Genomic DNA, 18,841 nt, shown 5'->3' with positions numbered 1-18,841 from the left:
TTGGTGTATGTACAGATATTTGCGTACTTCATACCGCTATTTCAGCATATAATTTAGGTTATCATATTACGATACCTAGTAAAGGTGTCGCATCCTTTAATCAAGAAGGCCATACTTGGGCACTTTCGCATTTCAAAAACTCACTAGGTGCTAAGGTAGAAGATTAAACTTAAATCATGCTAAAATATGATTAAATATAAAAGAATAAGGAGATATTGAAAATGACAAAAACTTATATATTCGGGCATAAAAATCCAGATACTGACGCAATTTCTTCAGCAATTATTATGGCTGATTTTGAACAACAAACAGGAAACACTGAAGCTAAAGCATATCGTTTAGGCGAAGTCAGCGCCGAAACACAATATGCATTAGATTACTTCAAAGTGGATGCGCCAGAATTATTATCTGAAGACTTAAATAATGAAGAAGTTATTTTAGTAGACCATAACGAATTCCAACAAAGTGCAGATTCAATCAACGATGCTACAGTAAAACACGTGATTGATCATCACCGAATTGCTAACTTCGAAACAGCAGGTCCTCTTTATTACAGAGCAGAACCTGTTGGTTGTACTGCAACGATTTTATATAAAATGTACAAAGAACGTGGCTTTGAAATTAAACCTCACATTGCCGGCTTAATGATTTCAGCAATCATTTCAGATAGTTTATTATTCAAATCACCTACATGTACTCAAGAAGATGTAAATGCTGCTCAAGCATTAAAAGATATTGCAAATGTCGATTTAGATAGCTACGGTCTTGATATGTTAAAAGCAGGTGCTTCTACTACTGATAAATCTGCTGAAACTTTATTAGACATGGACGCTAAATCATTTACTATGGGTGACTATGTGACTCGTATTGCACAAGTAAATACTGTAGATATCGACGAAGTATTAAACCGCAAAGATGAGTTAGAAAAAGTAATGTTAGAAGTGAGTGCAAATGAAAAATATGATTTATTTGTACTTGTAGTTACTGATATTATTAATAGCGATTCTAAAATTTTAGTTGTTGGTGCTGAGAAAGATAAAGTCGGTCAAGCATTTAATGTACAATTAGATGATGGTATGGCATTCTTATCAGGTGTAGTATCTCGTAAGAAACAAGTCGTACCTCAAATTACTGAAGTATTATCTTAATTCCATCTAAATCTTTAATATAGTGGCTAGGACTTTCCTAGTATGTATGCTCCTAAATGAATTTTAAGTAAATTTATTTAGGGGCACATTTTATATCCATACATAGTACATCTATTAAAAATTAACTTTTTCTTACTCTTTTTTAACTAAAGAATTGCATTTAAAAATTAATATTTGGGGTATAAATTTATTAAGTGAATTAATGTTTTTAAGCGATAGATTTCTGTGTTGTATCCCCCCTCTTGCATATAAATAAATAAGGAGGTCATTTTGATGAATAATATTGAACAAAAATTTTACCAAAGTAAACAATTCTTCAAAACCAATAAAACCAAGGAACTTAAATTTCGTAAACATCAATTGAAAATTTTACGCAAAAGTATTAAAAACCATGAAAATGAATTACTTGAAGCACTCGAAAAGGATTTAGGTAAAAATAATGTAGAGGCATATGCTACAGAAATTGGCGTACTTTTAAAAAGCATTAAAATTGCTCGTAAAGAATTAAAAAATTGGACTAAAACAAAGCAAGTTGACACACCACTATATTTATTCCCGACTAAAAGTTATATCAAAAATGAACCTTATGGTACTGTCTTAATCATAGGACCTTTCAATTATCCTGTTCAATTAGTTTTTGAACCTTTGATTGGCGCTATAGCTGCAGGAAATACTGCAATTGTAAAACCATCAGAACATACACCTAATGTAGCATCAGTTATCAGAAATGTAATTGAAGATTCTTTTGACTCTAATTATATCTCTGTTGTCGAGGGCAGGATTAATGAAACTCAGACTTTAATCCATCTACCTTTTGATTATATGTTCTTTACGGGTAGTGAAAAAGTTGGCAAAGTTGTTTATGAAGCTGCAGCTAAAAATTTAGTACCTGTAACTTTAGAATTAGGTGGCAAATCACCAGTAATTGTTGATGACACTGCTAATATCAAAGTAGCTAGTGAGCGAATAAGTTTCGGTAAGTTTACAAATGCAGGTCAAACTTGTGTTGCTCCAGATTATATACTGGTTGATCGCAAAGTTAAAAATGACCTCATTAATGCATTAAAACAAACTATCACTGAATTTTATGGAAAAAATATTAAAGAAAGTCCTGACTTTGGAAGAATTGTTAATGAAAAACATTTTAATCGTCTAAATGAGTTACTAGAAATTCATAAAAACAACATAGTATTTGGAGGAAAAAGTTCAAAAGAAGATTTATACATTGAACCTACAATACTTGAAAATACCAATGTTCAAGATAAAGTGATGCAAGAAGAAATTTTTGGCCCTATACTTCCTATTCTTACTTATGACAGCTTTGATGAAGCAATTGAAATTATTCAAAGCAAGCCTAAACCTTTAAGTTTATATTTATTTAGCGAAGATGAAAATGCGTCTCATCGTGTATTAGATGAACTATCATTTGGTGGTGGTGCAATTAATGATACGCTCATGCATGTCGCTAACCCTAATTTACCATTTGGTGGTGTTGGTGCCTCAGGTATAGGACAATATCACGGTAAATATTCATTTGACACATTTAGTCATATGAAATCATATACTTTTAAGTCAACTCGATTAGAATCAAGCGTCTACTTCCCTCCTTATAAAGGTAAATTTAAATATATCAAAGCCTTCTTTAAAAATTAAAAATCATTTGAATTAAGCTCCACATGTACATGGTCGATTCATTACATGTGGAGCATTTTATTAGAAGAGCACACATACTCCCTCAGGCGCACTTTCGTGATCATCTATGAAAGTGAGTTTTCCTGTAACATCATTTCGTTTAAATACTGTGACTTTGGAATCCCCTTCTTGATGTGCACAAACGATATATTTATCATCTGGAGTAATATTAAAATCCCTTGGGAACACATCTCTAGTTGTTTGTATATCAACGATTTTCAATGATTTACCATTATCTACAAGTTCATAAATAGCTATACTATCATGACCACGATTACTTACATATAGATGCTTTTGATCGTGAGACAATCTAACAGCAGCTAATTTTGTTTCCTCTTTAAAATCTTGCGGAATTGTTAGATGGCGTTCTATTTCTTTAAATTCACCATCATGATATTCTGTTACACTAACATAATTCGATAATTCATGAACCACGTAAGCATATTTACCATTATCATTGAAAGTAATGTGTCGTGTACCATCCGCTTCTTGAAATTGTGAAACTGCATATTCTTTAAAGCCATTTTCTCCATATGTATAAGTGACAATTCTATCTGTACCTAAATCCGCCGCCACAACATATTTATTATCTGGTGTTTCACTTAAAAAATGGACATGTGAATCGTCTTGTCGCTCATGTGGTCCTGTAGGATAATCATGTTCTAATTCTTCAATCAGTGTTTCGATTTCTCCAGTATTTTTATTTAATTTATATAATCGAGCGATGCCAGCACCATATACTGCTTCAAATAAATAATTACCATCTTTAGAAACCTGAATATAGCAACCTGTTCCATTCTTAGATGCTAAGCATTTATTAATTAATTCTAATTCACCGTTATTTTTAATTTTGAAACTTGCAATGCCACAATCTTCTTCCTCTTTTGTTATTGCATATAAGAAATTTTCATTTCTAGTAAGATAGGTTGAAGCTTCAATTTCATATCCTGTTTCAACGTTTTTAATAGTCCCCTCTAATTCATTTAATTCAAAACGGTAAATACCTTTACCATTTTTCTTTGTATAAGAACCGATGTATCCAATAGTCATATTAACCCCTCCATTAGATTGATGTTGTTTAATTTTAACTTTAACTATGATTAATTTACAATTAAAACTTGTTCACTGGTAATAACTCTAGATAAAAAATTCAAGTATTGATATTCTTGATTATGTTATTTAAAACAAATCATTTATTTACTCTTATAAAGAAAGTTGAGTGAACCTTTATGGTTTTTCTAGCAATAGCTATTTTTGTTATAACGTTGCTCTTTGTTATTTGGCAGCCGAAAGGTTTAGATATAGACATTACTGCTGTTATCGGTGCCATTATAGCTATAGTAACTGGTGTTGTATCATTTTCCGATGTTATTAAGGTTACCGACATAGTTTGGAATGCTACATTAACATTTGTAGCGATTATATTGATATCTTTAATTCTAGATCGAATTGGATTCTTTGAATGGGCTGCTTTACATATGATTACCGCTTCTAAAGGTCACGGTTTTAGAATGTTTATATTGATCATGACTTTAGGCGCTATAGTTGCAGCTTTATTTGCAAATGATGGTGCTGCACTTATACTCACACCCATTGTATTAGCCATGGTGAGAAGTCTAGGATTTGATAAAAAAACTATATTCCCATTTATCATAGCTAGTGGTTTTATCGCAGATACTACTTCTCTCCCACTTATTGTGAGCAATTTAGTAAATATTGTTTCTGCTGATTATTTTAATATCACATTTATTCAATACGCTTTAAAGATGATGATTCCTAATATTTTTTCATTTTTTGCTAGCGTTCTTGTACTTTGGCTTTATTTTAGACGTTCACTTCCAAGATCTGTAGATATTAATCATTTAAAAACACCTCAATCAGTCATCAAAGATAAAAAACTTTTTAACATCTCATGGATTGTGCTCATTGTTTTATTATTTGGTTATTTAGTGAGTGAGTTTATTAAAGTACCTGTAGCGTTTATTGCATTAGCTGTTGCCTTTATTTTCTTACTTCTAGCAAGTCGTTCAGAAGCCGTTCGTACTAAAGAAGTTTTAAAAGGCGCACCTTGGAATATTGTGGTATTTTCAATAGGAATGTATCTCGTAGTTTATGGATTGAAAAATGTAGGTATCACTTTAGTATTAGGAAATATTTTACATTCCTTTTCAGTTCATGGACTATTGAGTAGCATTATGAGTATGGGATTTATAGCAGCGTTTCTTTCATCGATTATGAATAATTTGCCAACTGTTTTAATTGATGCAATCGCTATTTCACAATCAAATTCTACCGGTTTAATTAAAGAAGGTATGATTTATGCAAATGTTATTGGCTCTGATTTAGGTCCTAAGATTACACCTATTGGATCTTTAGCGACACTATTATGGCTCCATGTGTTAACTCAAAAAGGTATAAAAATTTCTTGGGGAACCTATTTTAAAACAGGAATTGTTGTTACCCTCCCTGTACTATTTATAACGTTACTAGGACTATATTTTACTCTAATTATTTTTTAAAATTTAACATTCACCTCTTGCTGACTATAAAACTCAAAAATATAGTCAGCAATTTTGTATTGCAAAACAGAACAAGTGTTCGTATAATGATTTATATCGGATGAGGTGATTGAAAATGACGTATATAAATAAAGAAACAGATTATCGAAACATTCCACGTGAAATGTTAGATAAGAATATACCAGCTGGTCGAGGCATGGTTAAGTGGGCACCTTTTGTTATATGTACTAATCTCATAAAAAAATCTAATTTAATAGGGTTCAAACATAATATATATGTAAATTATGTTTGAACCCTATATCTATTTATTTTTTACTAATATCATTTAAAATGGCTCGCAATTCTTCAATTTCTTTGTTATTTAATTCTTCATTTTTCGCAAAATTTAGCACTAAACTTTTCATGTCCCCTCCATACAATTTATTAAGAAAGGTTTTAGCAGTTTTCATTTTAATATCATCTTCTTTAATAATTGATGAGTAAAAATAAATATTATTATATTTATAGCGTTTTATAATCTCTTTTTTATATAGTCTTGTAATTAATGTTCTAATCGTCTTATCGCTAACTTCTTTATTTTTTTGAATCTCAACTACAATTTCATTAGCTGATACTGATTTTTTATTCCATATTATATTCATAACATCCCATTCAGCCATAGATATTTCAACTTGCTTATTGGCCATTTAAAACACCCATTTCTTTTAATATTTTTTCATTTATGAATTTAGCATTTTCACCAGAGGCTTTTTCATCTGATAAATGTGTAGAAAAATAATACTTATCATGATTTGTAATTACGTAACCTACAAACCACCCATTATTATATTTCCCGTTTACTATACCTGTACCTGTTTTCCCATACAATTCATAATTTTCATTTTTTCTAATCAATAACGAAGAAGATAATTGTTTCTTTTCATTTTTACTAAAATGGTTATTTTGTTCCATCATATTTTTTAAAACTATTACTTGTTCAAGATTAGATATTTTCAAACTATCTTCCAACCAATAGGCTTTATAACTTCCCAAATTTTTATTACCATAATTTAATTGCTTGAGTTGATCAGAAGTATAGTTCTTTGATAATTGATTACTAATACGTTCGAAGTACCAATTAACTGAGTTTTGTATTGCCGTATTTAAATCTTGATCCTTATTCCAAGAATCGAAAGGATAATGATTATGATTCCATGACATACGTGAATTTTTATCACTTATAATATGACGGTCAAGTCCAAACAGTGCTAAATAAATTTTGTAAGTTGAATCAGGAGAATATCTTTTTCTACTTTCTTTTTCATTATAAATATAGTATTTGTCTTTCTTCATGCTGTACATAACGAAAGATCCACTATTTGAACCAAAATTTTTACTTTCATCTAAATTTGGTAATCGCTTTGTAAGGGCTTTTTATAATTATAATCAGTTAAGGATTGCCCCATTAAAAACTGGCTTTGAATTATCATGATAAAAAAAGTAAAAATACAAATAAAAATTAGAATTAATTTTGACTGCTTCTTCAGATTGCCTTCTTTTATATTAATTAATCTTCTTTTGAGTAATGATTTTTTACCATTAAATGAATGGCTTAATATATTTTTGTTGAAAAATGAGGTTTTTAATACGGAATCCATAATAGCTTCCGCATAAGACTTAAATTCATTTTTGTTAATATTATTAAGGACAAATCTATCGGCTTCTACTTCATTGTCATGAATCATCTTTCTTTTTACAATTTGTATTAGTGGATTATAACTCATAGCAATAGAAAAAATATGAAAGATAATTAAATGCAAAGTATCTCTGTTTTTAGCATGAGCATACTCGTGCAATATTATATATTTTAGTTTTTTGTCATTTATACTTTTAAAATATAAACTGGGAATCAAAATAATATATTTTCCATACCAAAAAGTTATTGGAGAATGAATAGATTCTGCTTTTCGAATCACAATATTTCTTTTATATTGATGATTGAAAAGTATCTTGTTTATTTTATCTTTTTCTTTTTCATTTAGATAAAGTGACTGTTTCTTTAAATACTTAAGATATAATAAAGAATTTAAAAATTTAAAACTTAAAATAATAACTAAAACTATCCAAATAACTGTGCAGATATTATCTATTGAATCCCAATTAAACTTATGGATGTCTGTTGTAAACTCATGAACAGGTTTAGTGGTATTTATGTTAGGATTCAAATTGTGTGAATTACTTTCAACTGTGGGCTCTTGATTATTCAAATTATTAAATTTAAAAAAAGAGAATTTAATAGGGATGAAAGGAATTAATCCTGCAAGAAGAGTTAGATACCAAACTTTATAATTTAACATATAATTAAAATAGCGTTTTAATATGTACCTAAAAAATAATAACAATAGAAATATAAAACAAAAGCTTACTATGCTCATTATTAATAACTTAGCCATTTCAACACCTTCTTTCAAATATTTATAATAAACTATTGACGCGAATATTACAATTGTAATATTATTGATTTATAGAAATTACAACTGTAATATTGGAGGGTATATTTTGAAAAAGTTAATACTTTTAATTGCAATTGCTTTAGTTTTAAGTGCATGTAATTCAACCAGTTCACATGCTAAAGAGTTAAATAATTTAGAAAAGAAATATAATGCTAATATTGGTGTCTATGCATTAGATACTAAAAGTGGTAAGGAAGTAAAATTTAATGCCGATAAGAGATTTGCCTATGCTTCAACTTCAAAAGCGATAAATAGTGCTATTTTGTTAGAACAAGTACCTTATAATAAGTTAAATAAAAAAGTACATATTAACAAAGATGATATAGTTGCTTATTCTCCTATTTTAGAAAAATATGTAGGAAAAGATATCACTTTAAAAGAACTTATTGAGGCTTCAATGAAGTATAGTGATAATACAGCAAACAATAAAATTATAAACGAAATCGGTGGAATCAAAAAAATTAAAAAACGTTTAAAAAAATTGGGAGATAAAGTAACAAATCCAGTTAGATATGAAATAGAATTAAATTACTATTCACCAAAGAGCAAAAAAGATACTTCAACGCCTGCTGCTTTCGGCAAGACTTTAAATAAACTTATCGCAAATGGAAAATTAAGCAAAAAAAATAAAAATTTCTTACTTGATTTAATGTTAAATAATAAAAACGGAGACACTTTAATTAAAGATGGTGTTCCAAAAGACTATAAGGTTGCTGATAAAAGTGGTCAAGCAATAACATATGCTTCTAGAAATGATGTAGCTTTTGTTTATCCTAAGAACCAATCTGAACCTATTATTTTAGTCATTTTTACGAATAAAGACAATAAAAGTGATAAACCTAATGATAAATTGATAAGTGAAACCGCCAAGAATGTAATAAACAAATTTTAATAGTCTAAATGTACTACAAAAACTGATATAATTCTATCTTTCATAAAACTTCATAATATCGAAGAACATATATATTATTTATAATTATATATGTTCTATTTTTTTATGTTCACATTTTTTAAAAGAGAAAATACTATTAACATACCAAACATCATAATTCCAGTTACTATAATTATAAATGCTCGATAATCTTACTCAACTTTTCCATATAGAAAATAACTTATTTTAAATTAATTAATTAATCACATTAAAAAATTATATAATCCTTGCCAAAAAAGAACATACGTTCTACAATGATGATGAGGTGGTAAACATGATTCCAAATCCTAATGCGCCAGATGAATATAAATATGAAACTGATTATAGAAAAATACCAAGAAAATATTTAAACCCTAAAATCCCTCAAGGGCGTGGAAAAATCAAATGGCAAGCTTTTGCGACTCTCCCGCAACAGTTTGAAATTTTAGAACAAATTATAAAGGATCAAAATAAAATAGAAAAACCATTGCTAACACATGATTCATTAGATAATTTAGATCAGATTTTTCAAATAAAAATTCAAAATGATGAGTTATGTACAATCTCATATTGGGAAGACGGTAACATTTCAAAATATACAGGAAAAATTTTAAAAAAGGATGAAATTAGTAATACATTTTCCTTTTCTGATACTAACAATAATATATATAATTTAAATAATGCTAACGTTTGTAGTATCACTTAACACTATTTAAACTTTTAAAAAGTTTAAATAGTGTTCTTATAATTACCTTTTTCGAAATACTTCTAGCAAAATCATTATAAGTATCATACTGATATTAAATATATTATTTTTATCACTGAAAAAAATTTCTACTACTTGGAAAATTGATAAAAGACTTATTATTAACAAAAGTTTATTTAATTTTTCGCTTCTTTCTTCTTCCTTATATGACTGCTCCAATTCAATTAGTGATAATTCTTCTTTGTTTAATTCTTCAATATATTGTGGAGATTTAAAATCATTATTATTCTTTAGATACAAATATAAATATAAACTAGGTAAAAGCTCTGTTCTATAAATAATTGCAATAGATCTCTTGAAATTTAGTATCCATTGTCTAAAATATAGGGCTTCTTTTTTTCCATTTAAATTATATTGTTGATACCCATACAATTGTAATTCATTTAACATAGTTTCTAAGAAAAAGAAATAAGCAGAACTATTGAAATTAGCAGAACTATTGAAATAAAGTGCCATTTGAGAACATTTTTCTAAAACATCTTCTTCTTGCTCATCCATCCAAACTACAAAAACAGATGCTTTATTCAAGAAGTTTATATAATTATCGCTATAACCATCTTGCCTAAAATGTTTACTTTTTCCTTCAAATGAAAAAATAGGCGCATTTACTAACCACTCTTGAATCTTCACGTCCTCATAGAAAGGATCATCAGTAAATTCATTTTCATTAGCTAAATAATAAACTTCAAAACCCATATTTTTAGATACTTTATATTCAAAAATATCCTTACTATTAATTTTTATAATTCTATTAATTTGTCTAGAAACATCTCTAATATTTTTACAATGTCTATTACCATACAATTGATACTGTCTTTGTCTATTATTTTTTTCTTGATTAATTAGAGGATATATCTTATCTTTTACACATGAGAAAGTACTATACAAGTCGCTTCCAAAGTTTATACTCTCTAAGTCTTCAATGATTTCTATAACAAATGTACCATTGTTAAATATAGTTAAGGTTAAAAAAAATAAATTCAAAGTGTTCTCATGAGTAATTTCAATATGTGGAGTGAATATATATTTTTTATATTTGTATCCATGTATATTATTTTGATCAAACAATCCATCATTAATATTTGCATTAGTAGCAAATTTTTCTAAAAATTTTTCTAGTTTTTCGTGATATTCTTTTGTATGTCTTTTATATCTTCCAGGTAAAATCCAATAATCATAATTTACCGGGGGGTTGTCAGGAGATAAAATGCGTATAACTCCTTTTACATTCAATAGAATTTCCTCAATTTTTTCAAACCAAGGGTTCATGTTATTATCTTTTATATTTATAGCAGTAGCATATTGATATGTTACTTTATAGCCTTGTAATTTATTAATATCTTCTAGAATCTTTTCAATTTTATTGTCCATTATTTTAAATATCCTCATACAGCCTAGAATATAAAACGCTAATTTCTTCTTTCAACATTTTTTTCTCTTTTTCTAAAGAATTTACTTTTCTTTTTAAAGAGGAGATTAACGCATCTTTACCGTCATTTTTATTTTTATGAACAAATATTTCTCTGTTTTGTTCACGTAACTTCTCTATTTTCTTTCGAATTTTATTATTTTTATATAATGTAGCTTTCGAAACTTTTGAATGTTTAGAAACGATGTTAAAGTTAATTTCTTTATTTTTTGAACTAAATCATTTATTGCTTTATCAACTTTTTTCTCGGTTTTAACTTTTCGTTCTGCATGCAACTGTTTTAATTGTTCTTGTCTATTAAATTTTTCCATCTTAACCTCTATACTTTTATTCTATTACTTCTCCCGAATATAATGTTTCCATCTTTTATATTACCTAGTATTTCTTCATATTTATTTAATATATTTATATGCTTTTCAACCATATCTTGTCTATTATTATTTTTAGCTAATTCTATAGATTTGACCGTTGATTTGATATGTAATTCATATTTTTCAACATCTAAATCAGAAAATCCAATAGCTAAATCCTTACATGGTTTCCCAGAATTACAAGTCAGGCATGGCGGAGCTTCCATGTATGGACAATCACCACTCAATCTAGCATGACAAGTGCCATAAGGATTGTCCATTGCGTTTAATTTATGTTCTTGCCATAAAGAATTCAATGCTTTTTCAGATAGTTCACTACTATGCTGTATATTTTTAATTTTACCGTCAACATCAAAACTAAAAGCTCCTTGATCAATAACTGATTCAAAAGCCTTTCTCTTTGTATCATCAAGTAACTTAGCATATCTTAGAGTCATTTCTGGTGAGGAGTGTGCTAATAATTCTTGTATCGTTAATATATCTGCTCCACCATTTAACAATTTTACTGCATAGGTATGTCTAAATTGATGAGTTTTGAAATGGAAGATTTCTCCTTGTTCATCAATAATATTTTTAGTCTTTGATAAATGATTTAAGTGTGCTCTGACCATATGTTGTGTAAAGGGCATTCCCTTTCTTTTTCCTTTATAAATAGCAAAAATATAATTATTAGGATTATTATCTTTTGTACTTTTACTTTTAGAATCGGCTATTAAAACTGCTATTATATCAGCTAATTTATTATCAATTGGTATTCTATGTCCTTTAACAAAAGTTTTAGCAATATCTGTGATTATTGAATACTTTCCATTAACTTTTGCAAGGCAATTATTTTGTAATGTCAATACATCAGAAATTCTTAATCCTGTTTTAAAAGCTATCCAAACTACAGGTATTAAATCTTTATGCAAATCATTTATATGCTCAAAAAGCTGTTCCAATACAAAATCTGGGATATAATCAATTTGGCTACTATTTTTCTTTTCGTGTTTAGGTAAGTCTTGAGGATAAATTAAAAATCGTATATCTTGGTACGGTGCTATAGCATAGTTTTGAGTTATAATATCGTTTAAGAACCTTCTAATTGTTTTTAATTCTTCTCTCACAAAATTCTTAGTACTTTGCAAATGTTTATTAGCTGCATATTCAAACAAAAATTCTATATATGCTTCGATATGACATCTATCTAGTTCATTTAAACTATTCCTTGTTTCTTTATTTTTAGATATATTTTGAAAAAACCTAGTTAAAACTCTTATATAAAACCTTGCTGTAGCAAATGCTATATCACCAGTTATCAAACGATTTTTTAAATATTTTTTTGCTAATTCTCGCATTTTAATTGACTCAATTTTTTCAAAGTTTAAATAATTGCCAGTTAGTGTTTTATTATAACTCAATCCATATTTTTCTAAATTTCTAATATCCCATTTATCTTTTTCCCATTCTTCTCGCTTATCAATGAACTTAATTAGATTAATGTACATATTCTTTAAAAAAGAAGCCAGTCCGCTTTTGTATTCATAATCACCAAAAACTATTGTTGATGATCTTCTTTTTATTGGTATATTATTTTCAGTCAGCCAATTAAACCAGTGCTTTTCTAATGTATTTATATCACAATCAAGTAAAGAATTTAAATTTGGATAAACTTCATTAAAGAACTTAGCAATCTTATTAAGCTTTACTGCTCCAGTATTAAATAAATTAGATAAGGACCAATCCTCTTTAACTATCAGTTTCAAAAAAAGGTATTTAAATTCTAAATTCAAATTTTTACTTTTAATCCTAAAGAAAACATTTTTTCTTTTGTCTCTATAGTTCTTGATACTATCTTGAAATTGCTTGAATTTGTTAAAAGCTGTAATGTGCCACTCATCATTTTTAAAAAAGTAATCATCATATATTTCAGTTATTAAAACCTCTCCTTTTATATTGATGGTTCTACTTTGTAATGTACATAATTCATTAATCATAGTACTGTTTGTAGGTAAATTAATTGGTATTGACATAGTCATTCCCCTTTATTAAAAACTTGAAATTGATGCTTTACTTTATTCCAATCTTCACGTATATCTTCTTCAGTGGGATGAACATATAAATTAATAGTCGTTTGTATATTACTATGACCAAGTCTTTCTTGAACTTGTTTTATATCCTTAGTTTCATTATAAAAAACAGTTGCATGTGTATGGCGAAATAAATGAGGATAAACATTTATAGATGTTTTATGTTTTAGCCTTTTAAATAATGAATATATATCACTATAATTCATAGCTTCTCCTACATTTCTCCCCTTTATTTTTACAAAAAGATAATCAGAACATATTGAAAGTTCGTCAATTATTTCGTAGACATAATCATCGTATAAATCAATTAACGATTGGGAAATAAATATTTTTCTTTCCCCAGTTTTCAAATAAGTACCATTATCATTAAATCTATTTTTCAAAACTATTTGATGGCCTTTTCTAAAGTCAAATTTAATATCATCAATACGTAATGATAATACCTCACCTATACGTAATCCGGTTTCATATAGTAATTGTATTAAGAATTTATCTCTAATATTATTAGCTTCCTCTAATAATTTCTTAACCTCCGCATTAGTTAACACTTCTATTTTTTTCTTTGGTTCTTTAACTTTCAAAATATTTTTCAACGTTCTATAGTCCTTATTTATGTGATGCATGAAACTTTTATATTTTTTAGAGTATTTACTTTCCATATGCATAAAATCATAGAAATTAACATCTAATTTTTTACTCCTATAGAGATAATCATAAAAATTAGATACTACAGTCATAGTCAGATTAATTGTCTTAGGACTAATGCTTTTTTCTTTTCGGTGATAAGAGAGGACATTCTCATATTCAAAAGGTGTTTTCATCCATCTTATAAAATCAACAAAGTTATCAAAACTAACTTCTTTATAGCATATCTTTTTACTTTCTAAGTAAACAAAAAAATTTTTTAGTGCATAGGCATAGGTTTTCTTGGTATTTAAACTTTTCTTAACACTATCCAGATACTTCAAATATCTTACTGCATCTACTATAGGTTCATTATTACCATCTAAAATCATAAAATTGGTACCATTCTTAGATTTTACTTCTACTATTTTCATAATAATCTCATTTCTAATTTTAATAGTATAAGTATACACTATTCAAATTCTTTTTACATCATACATATTAAACTTATTACACGTAATAAAAAAAGACTATTTAATATTTTTACTTTGTTCATTTTTTCTTAAAATATGATTCATTTTAAACAAAATAGTCTATATTCTTCAACATATATATAACCCTTTGCTACATTACCTGAGCAGTTTGAAACAATTCATCAATATATGCTCGACCAAAATAAGATAGATAGACCTGTGCTTTCAGATGATCAACTGGCTCAATTAAATATACGCTTACATGAGGCTTTACAAAGATCCCAACCTGTTAATATCAAATTTTATAAAGAAGGCTATATTGATTTTGTTCAGCTTAATATACATCGCATAGATTCATTGAATTTTGAAATTGAAGGTATAAAACCTAATACTACATACCATCAAAAGGTTTCAATCTTAGATATTATTGATATTACCTTCGCATAAAAAAAGTTGGCAATAGCTTAACTTTGAGCCATTGCCAACCATTATTTAAAAATCAGCTAGTATACACTTAACTAATTAATTATTGTTTTCGATATCTGAAACAATTTCTTTTGTTTTTCTTTCAATATCTTCGAAATCTTTTTTGAAAATATAAGCAAAGGCAACAACACCTACGCCTACAACAACTGTAGTAATAGCTAATAAGCTAAATACAAATTTAAATAAACCTTTAATAAAGTTCCACATTACTTTTCACCTCTAAAATTAATATGCATATCTACAATACAATATGATAGCATACTTATCTTCTTCGATAAATAAATACCCGTTTCAAAAATGATTATTCTCAATATAAGTAAGAATTATGGTAATATGACAAATAAAGATTAATTTAATTATTTTAAATCTAAATAATAATAGCTTAAATAATAAAGTATCATGCGTATTAACTTAGCCACCATGATTTAACTGAATCAGCAATTGCTCTACAACGATCTGTAAACATAGAAATCACTCCCATAAATATTAAAAATTCCCCAACTAAAATACAATTCGATTGTATTATTTCAACTAATGTAATGCAATTAACATTAAGTTAATTTCCTATTACATTAAAGTAAACATTTGAAAAGAGAGGATGTTCTGAATGCAAAACGTACAATCTGATATTATGACTCATCGTGGTTCCCACTACGATTTAGGAGTTGAAACAGCAAAATGGTTACAAACGACTCCCCTTTTAAAAAATCGTGAAAAGGAATGGAGAAAAAGAAATCCTCGCTTTGATATAGATGTAAAAGAAACATATCATATCTTTCAAACATATGCTCCGAAAATATGGGATGAGCTCATTGGTATGCAAGACGTGCTTAACCTTCCAACTAAACAGATCATCCTAAATTTTGGTCATTACCGCTTTACAGATTTAAAAGACAGTGGTTGTACAGTTTTTAAGGGGACAGACTATTTAATACGTAATTATGATTATCACCCAGCAACATATGATGGAAGATATTTACTTTTCCAACCAAATGATAGTGGTTTGGCTCAAATAGGTCCTACTTCGAGAGTGACAGGCAGAATGGATGGGATGAATGAATGTGGACTAGTAATGGCTTATAATTTTATGCATCGTAAAAAGCCGGCCAACGGTTTTGTTTGTTATATGATAGGCAGACTTATTCTTGAAAATTGTAAAGATGTTCATGAAGCTATTCGACTTTTAAAAGAAATCCCTCATAGAAGTTCATTTAGCTATATTTTAATGGATAAGAATTTAAACTATGCGATAGTTGAAGTGACACCACGTTCAATTAATGTGAGATATGACCCAATATGTACAAATCATTTCGAATTATTAACCCATGAAAATCGCAATTACACAAAAGAGTCTAAAGAGAGATTAGAGCGAGTTATCAAACATACGAATCACACTATTACTAAAGAAGATGCTTTCAAATTATTTAACGACCCACAATATGAGATATACAGTAAACTCTTTAGAAGTTGGTCTGGCACCATTCATACATCTATTTATGAACCAAATACATTAACTGCTTGGATGGCACTCGGTGAGAATAACCATGCTACTGAAATAAACTTTTCAAAATGGTTAAATGGCGAAGATTTAAACATTGATTATTTCAGAGGTGAAATTGACACTTCTTTGACTTTCGCAACTTATTAAAGTTTTATTTCGGGCTAATGCGTGATGAATAAATATGAAAATAGCCCTTAAAATGAACTTTTAAATACATTCATTTTAAGGGCTATGATACTTAAAAAATGATACTGTCCGACTAAAATTAATCAACAGTGATATCACCATCAACAGTATAAAACTCTAAAATATTATTACTTTTACCTACTTTGCCTTCTTTAAAGTACTTATTGTTAACAACTTTTTTACCTCGACCAGGATGTAATTTGAGTAATGTGTCTTTAGGGTTTTCTCCGAAGTTATATTTAATATCACCTTGTTTCGTGGAGGCTTTAATATCATTTGAAGATTTCATATTCTTCATAAGAATATCACCTTTATTCAATAAGAATATAGAATCTTTCAATTGGCTATGATTAACTAATATTTTGCCTAAGTTCATTTTTATATTACCTTTTTGAACAGTAGAATCACTAATATTGGCTTTTCTACCAGAGCTCCCAAAATTTAAATTATTCAAATTTGAATTATCCATTGAAAAAAGACGGTGATTGATAACAGTTGTATTATTTACCTTCAAATTTTTTAAATGTATATCACCGATAAGCGAATCTACATTCAAGTTTTTCAGTTTTTTATCTGGAACTTCTAAAGTAAGTTTTTTCTTATTTCGATGAAAAGGATTAAAATTTAAACCATAGCCTCTGTTAGTCGCTCGCTTTTCTGTTACTTTTAGTGTATTTCTTTTTTTGGAGACAAAAATATCATTATCTCCTTTATAGTCGATTTTAAATTTTTTACCTTTTATAACATTTATTTCTGAACCTATCGTATTTACAGATACATTACTAAAATTGTTACTAAACGTTTTGTAGTAATTTTGCTTTTCATAAGTAGCTTTATCAAAAGCAAACCATGTTATCGTTCCACCAATAAAAAACACAATAAATATAATTAAACCGCTAATGAAAAGCTTCTTCATTCTCTAACGCTTCCTTTAACTGTTTTTATGTACCATAGTAAATATCTTAAAATCAGTTTATGTACTATATGCATAATTTTAAAGGTTAAAACAATAAAAATAATTCCTAAACCGGCCAATGAAATCGAAAATAATATATTACTTATTGAGTTATGAAAACCATTAAGTAATGAATAAACGATTAATATTATAGGAGAAAATAAAAGACAAATTGATAAAAACAATAAAATCAAAAGAAGTAATGCGATAATCACGACAGGTATCAATATAATAAATATCGATAAGATTCCCAAACTTAAAGATGCAAAGATTGCCCTAGCTATATTTTGAATCGTAGGTTTAGAACTAGCGTAACTAATAGCACTTTTTGCCTTAATTTCTTTAGCTATGTCATAAGGGTCCTTTAATTTTTTTACAATTTGCTCTTCATTATTGCCCTTGAGTTCCTCTTCATAAAAAAGATTTTCATACTCGTACATCTTATTATCCTTTTCATTTCTAGGAAGCTCATCCAAGGCTAATTCTAATTCATTTAAAAAAGTAATCTTATCCATATATTGTCACTCTTCCTGAATTTGAATTAAAGAATATGCAATAGCGTACATTCCTCAACTAAACTTATTTACTGAAGAATTCTATTCTTTTTACTACTTCATCTTTATAAAGTATGCTTAGCTTCATTTTATGCTCACGATCTATATATGTAATTGATTTATAATGCTTACCAGCAATATTTCTTTTATAGCTGTCTCCGAGTTCGTCTATTACTTCATCAATCGAATCGCCAATTTTAATGCCAAAATTTGTTTTAACATTTTTATCTTTGACTAGAACAATACCTTTTATAGTATGGTTTTTATTTTTTACTTTAACTGTTAAATCTTTATGATTTTCATCATTATAAAATTTAAATCTATCTAATTTAACCTTCTTATTTAATACATATCCTTTTTCTTTAAAATGTTCATTCAAACTAATGTTGTTAATAGTATAATTGGATAAATCTACGGTCTTAATACTTTTATAGTACATAATTCCGAATAGTAAAATGATTGCTCCAATCAAAAAAGGGTTGAAATCACCCATCGATTTTGTATTCGCACTTGAGTCACCACTTTCACTCTTGTTCTAACTAATATAGCATAAGGAATTTTGAGTTTCATCTAACAACTTAGTCACATTGTGAATCACGTTCGAATTAAGTTAATTAATATCTTTAAAGTTTAAAAATTGTTATAATATTCTAAATTATCAAAGGA

Annotated in this window: 16 protein-coding genes and 4 pseudogenes; 9 read left to right on the top strand and 11 right to left on the bottom strand. The window is 27.9% G+C overall.

The window, feature by feature from the left end:
* The 3 genes from HMPREF3264_RS11015 to HMPREF3264_RS11005 form a co-directional block, all read left to right on the top strand.
* Positions 1 to 167: cysteine hydrolase family protein (locus tag HMPREF3264_RS11015; protein WP_141764496.1), on the top strand; the 167-nt coding region annotated here is incomplete at its 5' end.
* Between the two features lie 54 nt (positions 168 to 221).
* Positions 222 to 1,148 carry a manganese-dependent inorganic pyrophosphatase gene (locus tag HMPREF3264_RS11010; RefSeq protein ID WP_070873340.1) on the top strand — a complete coding sequence of 309 codons (927 nt, stop codon included), beginning with the start codon at positions 222 to 224 and terminating at the stop codon, positions 1,146 to 1,148.
* Positions 1,149 to 1,421: 273 nt separating this feature from the next.
* On the top strand, positions 1,422 to 2,801 hold the full coding sequence (locus HMPREF3264_RS11005) for an aldehyde dehydrogenase (RefSeq protein ID WP_070873339.1): 1,380 nt from the start codon (positions 1,422 to 1,424) through the stop codon (positions 2,799 to 2,801).
* A gap of 60 nt (positions 2,802 to 2,861) precedes the next feature.
* Here the strand turns inward: HMPREF3264_RS11005 and HMPREF3264_RS11000 are convergent, their stop codons facing one another.
* The gene (locus tag HMPREF3264_RS11000; protein ID WP_070873338.1) at positions 2,862 to 3,890 is read right to left on the bottom strand and encodes a 6-phosphogluconolactonase; all 1,029 of its coding nucleotides are present in this window, start codon (positions 3,888 to 3,890) and stop codon (positions 2,862 to 2,864) included.
* Between the two features lie 179 nt (positions 3,891 to 4,069).
* Between HMPREF3264_RS11000 and arsB the strand changes: the two genes are divergently transcribed.
* Together arsB and HMPREF3264_RS12690 are read left to right on the top strand one after the other, a co-directional pair.
* Positions 4,070 to 5,359 (top strand): arsenite efflux transporter membrane subunit ArsB, encoded by a 1,290-nt coding sequence (gene arsB / locus HMPREF3264_RS10995; RefSeq protein WP_070873337.1) that lies wholly within the window; start codon positions 4,070 to 4,072, stop codon positions 5,357 to 5,359.
* A 115-nt stretch (positions 5,360 to 5,474) separates the two neighbouring features.
* A complete protein-coding gene (locus tag HMPREF3264_RS12690; RefSeq protein ID WP_141764495.1) occupies positions 5,475 to 5,651 on the top strand; it encodes a hypothetical protein in 177 nt (58 codons plus the stop codon).
* Positions 5,652 to 5,664: 13 nt separating this feature from the next.
* Here HMPREF3264_RS12690 and blaI read toward each other — a convergent pair whose 3' ends face one another.
* Positions 5,665 to 6,045, bottom strand: coding sequence for a penicillinase repressor BlaI (blaI, locus tag HMPREF3264_RS10990; RefSeq protein ID WP_070873336.1), 381 nt, complete (start codon positions 6,043 to 6,045; stop codon positions 5,665 to 5,667).
* A pseudogene (gene blaR1 / locus HMPREF3264_RS10985) lies at positions 6,035 to 7,791 on the bottom strand (beta-lactam sensor/signal transducer BlaR1). The gene blaI and the pseudogene blaR1 overlap by 11 nt, the downstream one beginning before the upstream one ends.
* A gap of 106 nt (positions 7,792 to 7,897) precedes the next feature.
* Between blaR1 and blaZ the strand changes: the two are divergent.
* Together blaZ and HMPREF3264_RS10975 are read left to right on the top strand one after the other, a co-directional pair.
* On the top strand, positions 7,898 to 8,743 hold the full coding sequence (blaZ, locus tag HMPREF3264_RS10980; RefSeq protein WP_000733622.1) for a penicillin-hydrolyzing class A beta-lactamase BlaZ: 846 nt from the start codon (positions 7,898 to 7,900) through the stop codon (positions 8,741 to 8,743).
* A 313-nt stretch (positions 8,744 to 9,056) separates the two neighbouring features.
* Positions 9,057 to 9,467, top strand: coding sequence for a YolD-like family protein (locus HMPREF3264_RS10975; protein ID WP_000612779.1), 411 nt, complete (start codon positions 9,057 to 9,059; stop codon positions 9,465 to 9,467).
* A 42-nt stretch (positions 9,468 to 9,509) separates the two neighbouring features.
* On the opposite strand, the gene HMPREF3264_RS10970 is transcribed toward HMPREF3264_RS10975, so the two are convergent.
* The 4 genes and pseudogenes from HMPREF3264_RS10970 to HMPREF3264_RS10955 form a co-directional block, all read right to left on the bottom strand.
* Positions 9,510 to 10,898 carry a hypothetical protein gene (locus tag HMPREF3264_RS10970; protein WP_070873335.1) on the bottom strand — a complete coding sequence of 463 codons (1,389 nt, stop codon included), beginning with the start codon at positions 10,896 to 10,898 and terminating at the stop codon, positions 9,510 to 9,512.
* A gap of 4 nt (positions 10,899 to 10,902) precedes the next feature.
* Positions 10,903 to 11,267 (bottom strand): annotated as a pseudogene (locus HMPREF3264_RS10965) (DUF6262 family protein).
* Positions 11,268 to 11,275: 8 nt separating this feature from the next.
* On the bottom strand, positions 11,276 to 13,339 hold the full coding sequence (locus HMPREF3264_RS10960; protein ID WP_000026850.1) for a tyrosine-type recombinase/integrase: 2,064 nt from the start codon (positions 13,337 to 13,339) through the stop codon (positions 11,276 to 11,278).
* A gap of 2 nt (positions 13,340 to 13,341) precedes the next feature.
* Positions 13,342 to 14,454, bottom strand: a complete 1,113-nt coding sequence (locus tag HMPREF3264_RS10955) for a tyrosine-type recombinase/integrase (RefSeq protein ID WP_002489461.1) — start codon at positions 14,452 to 14,454, stop codon at positions 13,342 to 13,344.
* A 183-nt stretch (positions 14,455 to 14,637) separates the two neighbouring features.
* Here HMPREF3264_RS10955 and HMPREF3264_RS10950 point away from each other — a divergent pair.
* Positions 14,638 to 14,940: pseudogene (locus tag HMPREF3264_RS10950) on the top strand (YolD-like family protein); the annotation flags it as partial.
* Between the two features lie 75 nt (positions 14,941 to 15,015).
* Here HMPREF3264_RS10950 and HMPREF3264_RS12685 read toward each other — a convergent pair.
* The gene (locus HMPREF3264_RS12685; protein WP_002435939.1) at positions 15,016 to 15,186 is read right to left on the bottom strand and encodes a hypothetical protein; all 171 of its coding nucleotides are present in this window, start codon (positions 15,184 to 15,186) and stop codon (positions 15,016 to 15,018) included.
* A 400-nt stretch (positions 15,187 to 15,586) separates the two neighbouring features.
* Between HMPREF3264_RS12685 and HMPREF3264_RS10945 the strand changes: the two genes are divergently transcribed.
* Positions 15,587 to 16,627, top strand: coding sequence for a C45 family autoproteolytic acyltransferase/hydrolase (locus HMPREF3264_RS10945; RefSeq protein WP_070873334.1), 1,041 nt, complete (start codon positions 15,587 to 15,589; stop codon positions 16,625 to 16,627).
* 118 nt (positions 16,628 to 16,745) lie between these two features.
* Here HMPREF3264_RS10945 and HMPREF3264_RS10940 read toward each other — a convergent pair whose 3' ends face one another.
* The 3 genes and pseudogenes from HMPREF3264_RS10940 to HMPREF3264_RS10930 form a co-directional block, all read right to left on the bottom strand.
* Positions 16,746 to 17,582 (bottom strand): DUF4097 family beta strand repeat-containing protein, encoded by an 837-nt coding sequence (locus HMPREF3264_RS10940; RefSeq protein WP_070873333.1) that lies wholly within the window; start codon positions 17,580 to 17,582, stop codon positions 16,746 to 16,748.
* A complete protein-coding gene (locus tag HMPREF3264_RS10935; RefSeq protein ID WP_070873332.1) occupies positions 17,579 to 18,136 on the bottom strand; it encodes an HAAS signaling domain-containing protein in 558 nt (185 codons plus the stop codon). The genes HMPREF3264_RS10940 and HMPREF3264_RS10935 overlap by 4 nt, the downstream gene beginning before the upstream one ends.
* Before the next feature lie 64 nt (positions 18,137 to 18,200).
* Positions 18,201 to 18,685 (bottom strand): annotated as a pseudogene (locus HMPREF3264_RS10930) (hypothetical protein).
* Between the last annotated feature and the right edge of the window lie 156 nt (positions 18,686 to 18,841).

Source organism: Staphylococcus sp. HMSC62A08, assembly GCF_001839105.1.
Lineage (GTDB): Bacteria > Bacillota > Bacilli > Staphylococcales > Staphylococcaceae > Staphylococcus > Staphylococcus caprae.
Note: the sequence above shows the minus strand (reverse complement) of the source record. Positions and strands in the feature narration are given on the sequence as shown.

Excerpts from the sequence above, each read along its gene's own strand:
- HMPREF3264_RS11010 (WP_070873340.1), top strand. The coding sequence starts at position 222 with ATGACAAAAACTTATATATTCGGGCATAAAAATCCAGATACTGACGCA.
- HMPREF3264_RS11005 (WP_070873339.1), top strand. The coding sequence starts at position 1,422 with ATGAATAATATTGAACAAAAATTTTACCAAAGTAAACAATTCTTCAAA.
- HMPREF3264_RS11000 (WP_070873338.1), bottom strand. The coding sequence starts at position 3,890 with ATGACTATTGGATACATCGGTTCTTATACAAAGAAAAATGGTAAAGGT.
- arsB (WP_070873337.1), top strand. The coding sequence starts at position 4,070 with ATGGTTTTTCTAGCAATAGCTATTTTTGTTATAACGTTGCTCTTTGTT.
- HMPREF3264_RS12690 (WP_141764495.1), top strand. The coding sequence starts at position 5,475 with ATGACGTATATAAATAAAGAAACAGATTATCGAAACATTCCACGTGAA.
- blaI (WP_070873336.1), bottom strand. The coding sequence starts at position 6,045 with ATGGCCAATAAGCAAGTTGAAATATCTATGGCTGAATGGGATGTTATG.
- HMPREF3264_RS10975 (WP_000612779.1), top strand. The coding sequence starts at position 9,057 with ATGATTCCAAATCCTAATGCGCCAGATGAATATAAATATGAAACTGAT.
- HMPREF3264_RS10970 (WP_070873335.1), bottom strand. The coding sequence starts at position 10,898 with ATGGACAATAAAATTGAAAAGATTCTAGAAGATATTAATAAATTACAA.
- HMPREF3264_RS10960 (WP_000026850.1), bottom strand. The coding sequence starts at position 13,339 with ATGTCAATACCAATTAATTTACCTACAAACAGTACTATGATTAATGAA.
- HMPREF3264_RS10955 (WP_002489461.1), bottom strand. The coding sequence starts at position 14,454 with ATGAAAATAGTAGAAGTAAAATCTAAGAATGGTACCAATTTTATGATT.
- HMPREF3264_RS12685 (WP_002435939.1), bottom strand. The coding sequence starts at position 15,186 with ATGTGGAACTTTATTAAAGGTTTATTTAAATTTGTATTTAGCTTATTA.
- HMPREF3264_RS10945 (WP_070873334.1), top strand. The coding sequence starts at position 15,587 with ATGCAAAACGTACAATCTGATATTATGACTCATCGTGGTTCCCACTAC.
- HMPREF3264_RS10940 (WP_070873333.1), bottom strand. The coding sequence starts at position 17,582 with ATGAAGAAGCTTTTCATTAGCGGTTTAATTATATTTATTGTGTTTTTT.
- HMPREF3264_RS10935 (WP_070873332.1), bottom strand. The coding sequence starts at position 18,136 with ATGGATAAGATTACTTTTTTAAATGAATTAGAATTAGCCTTGGATGAG.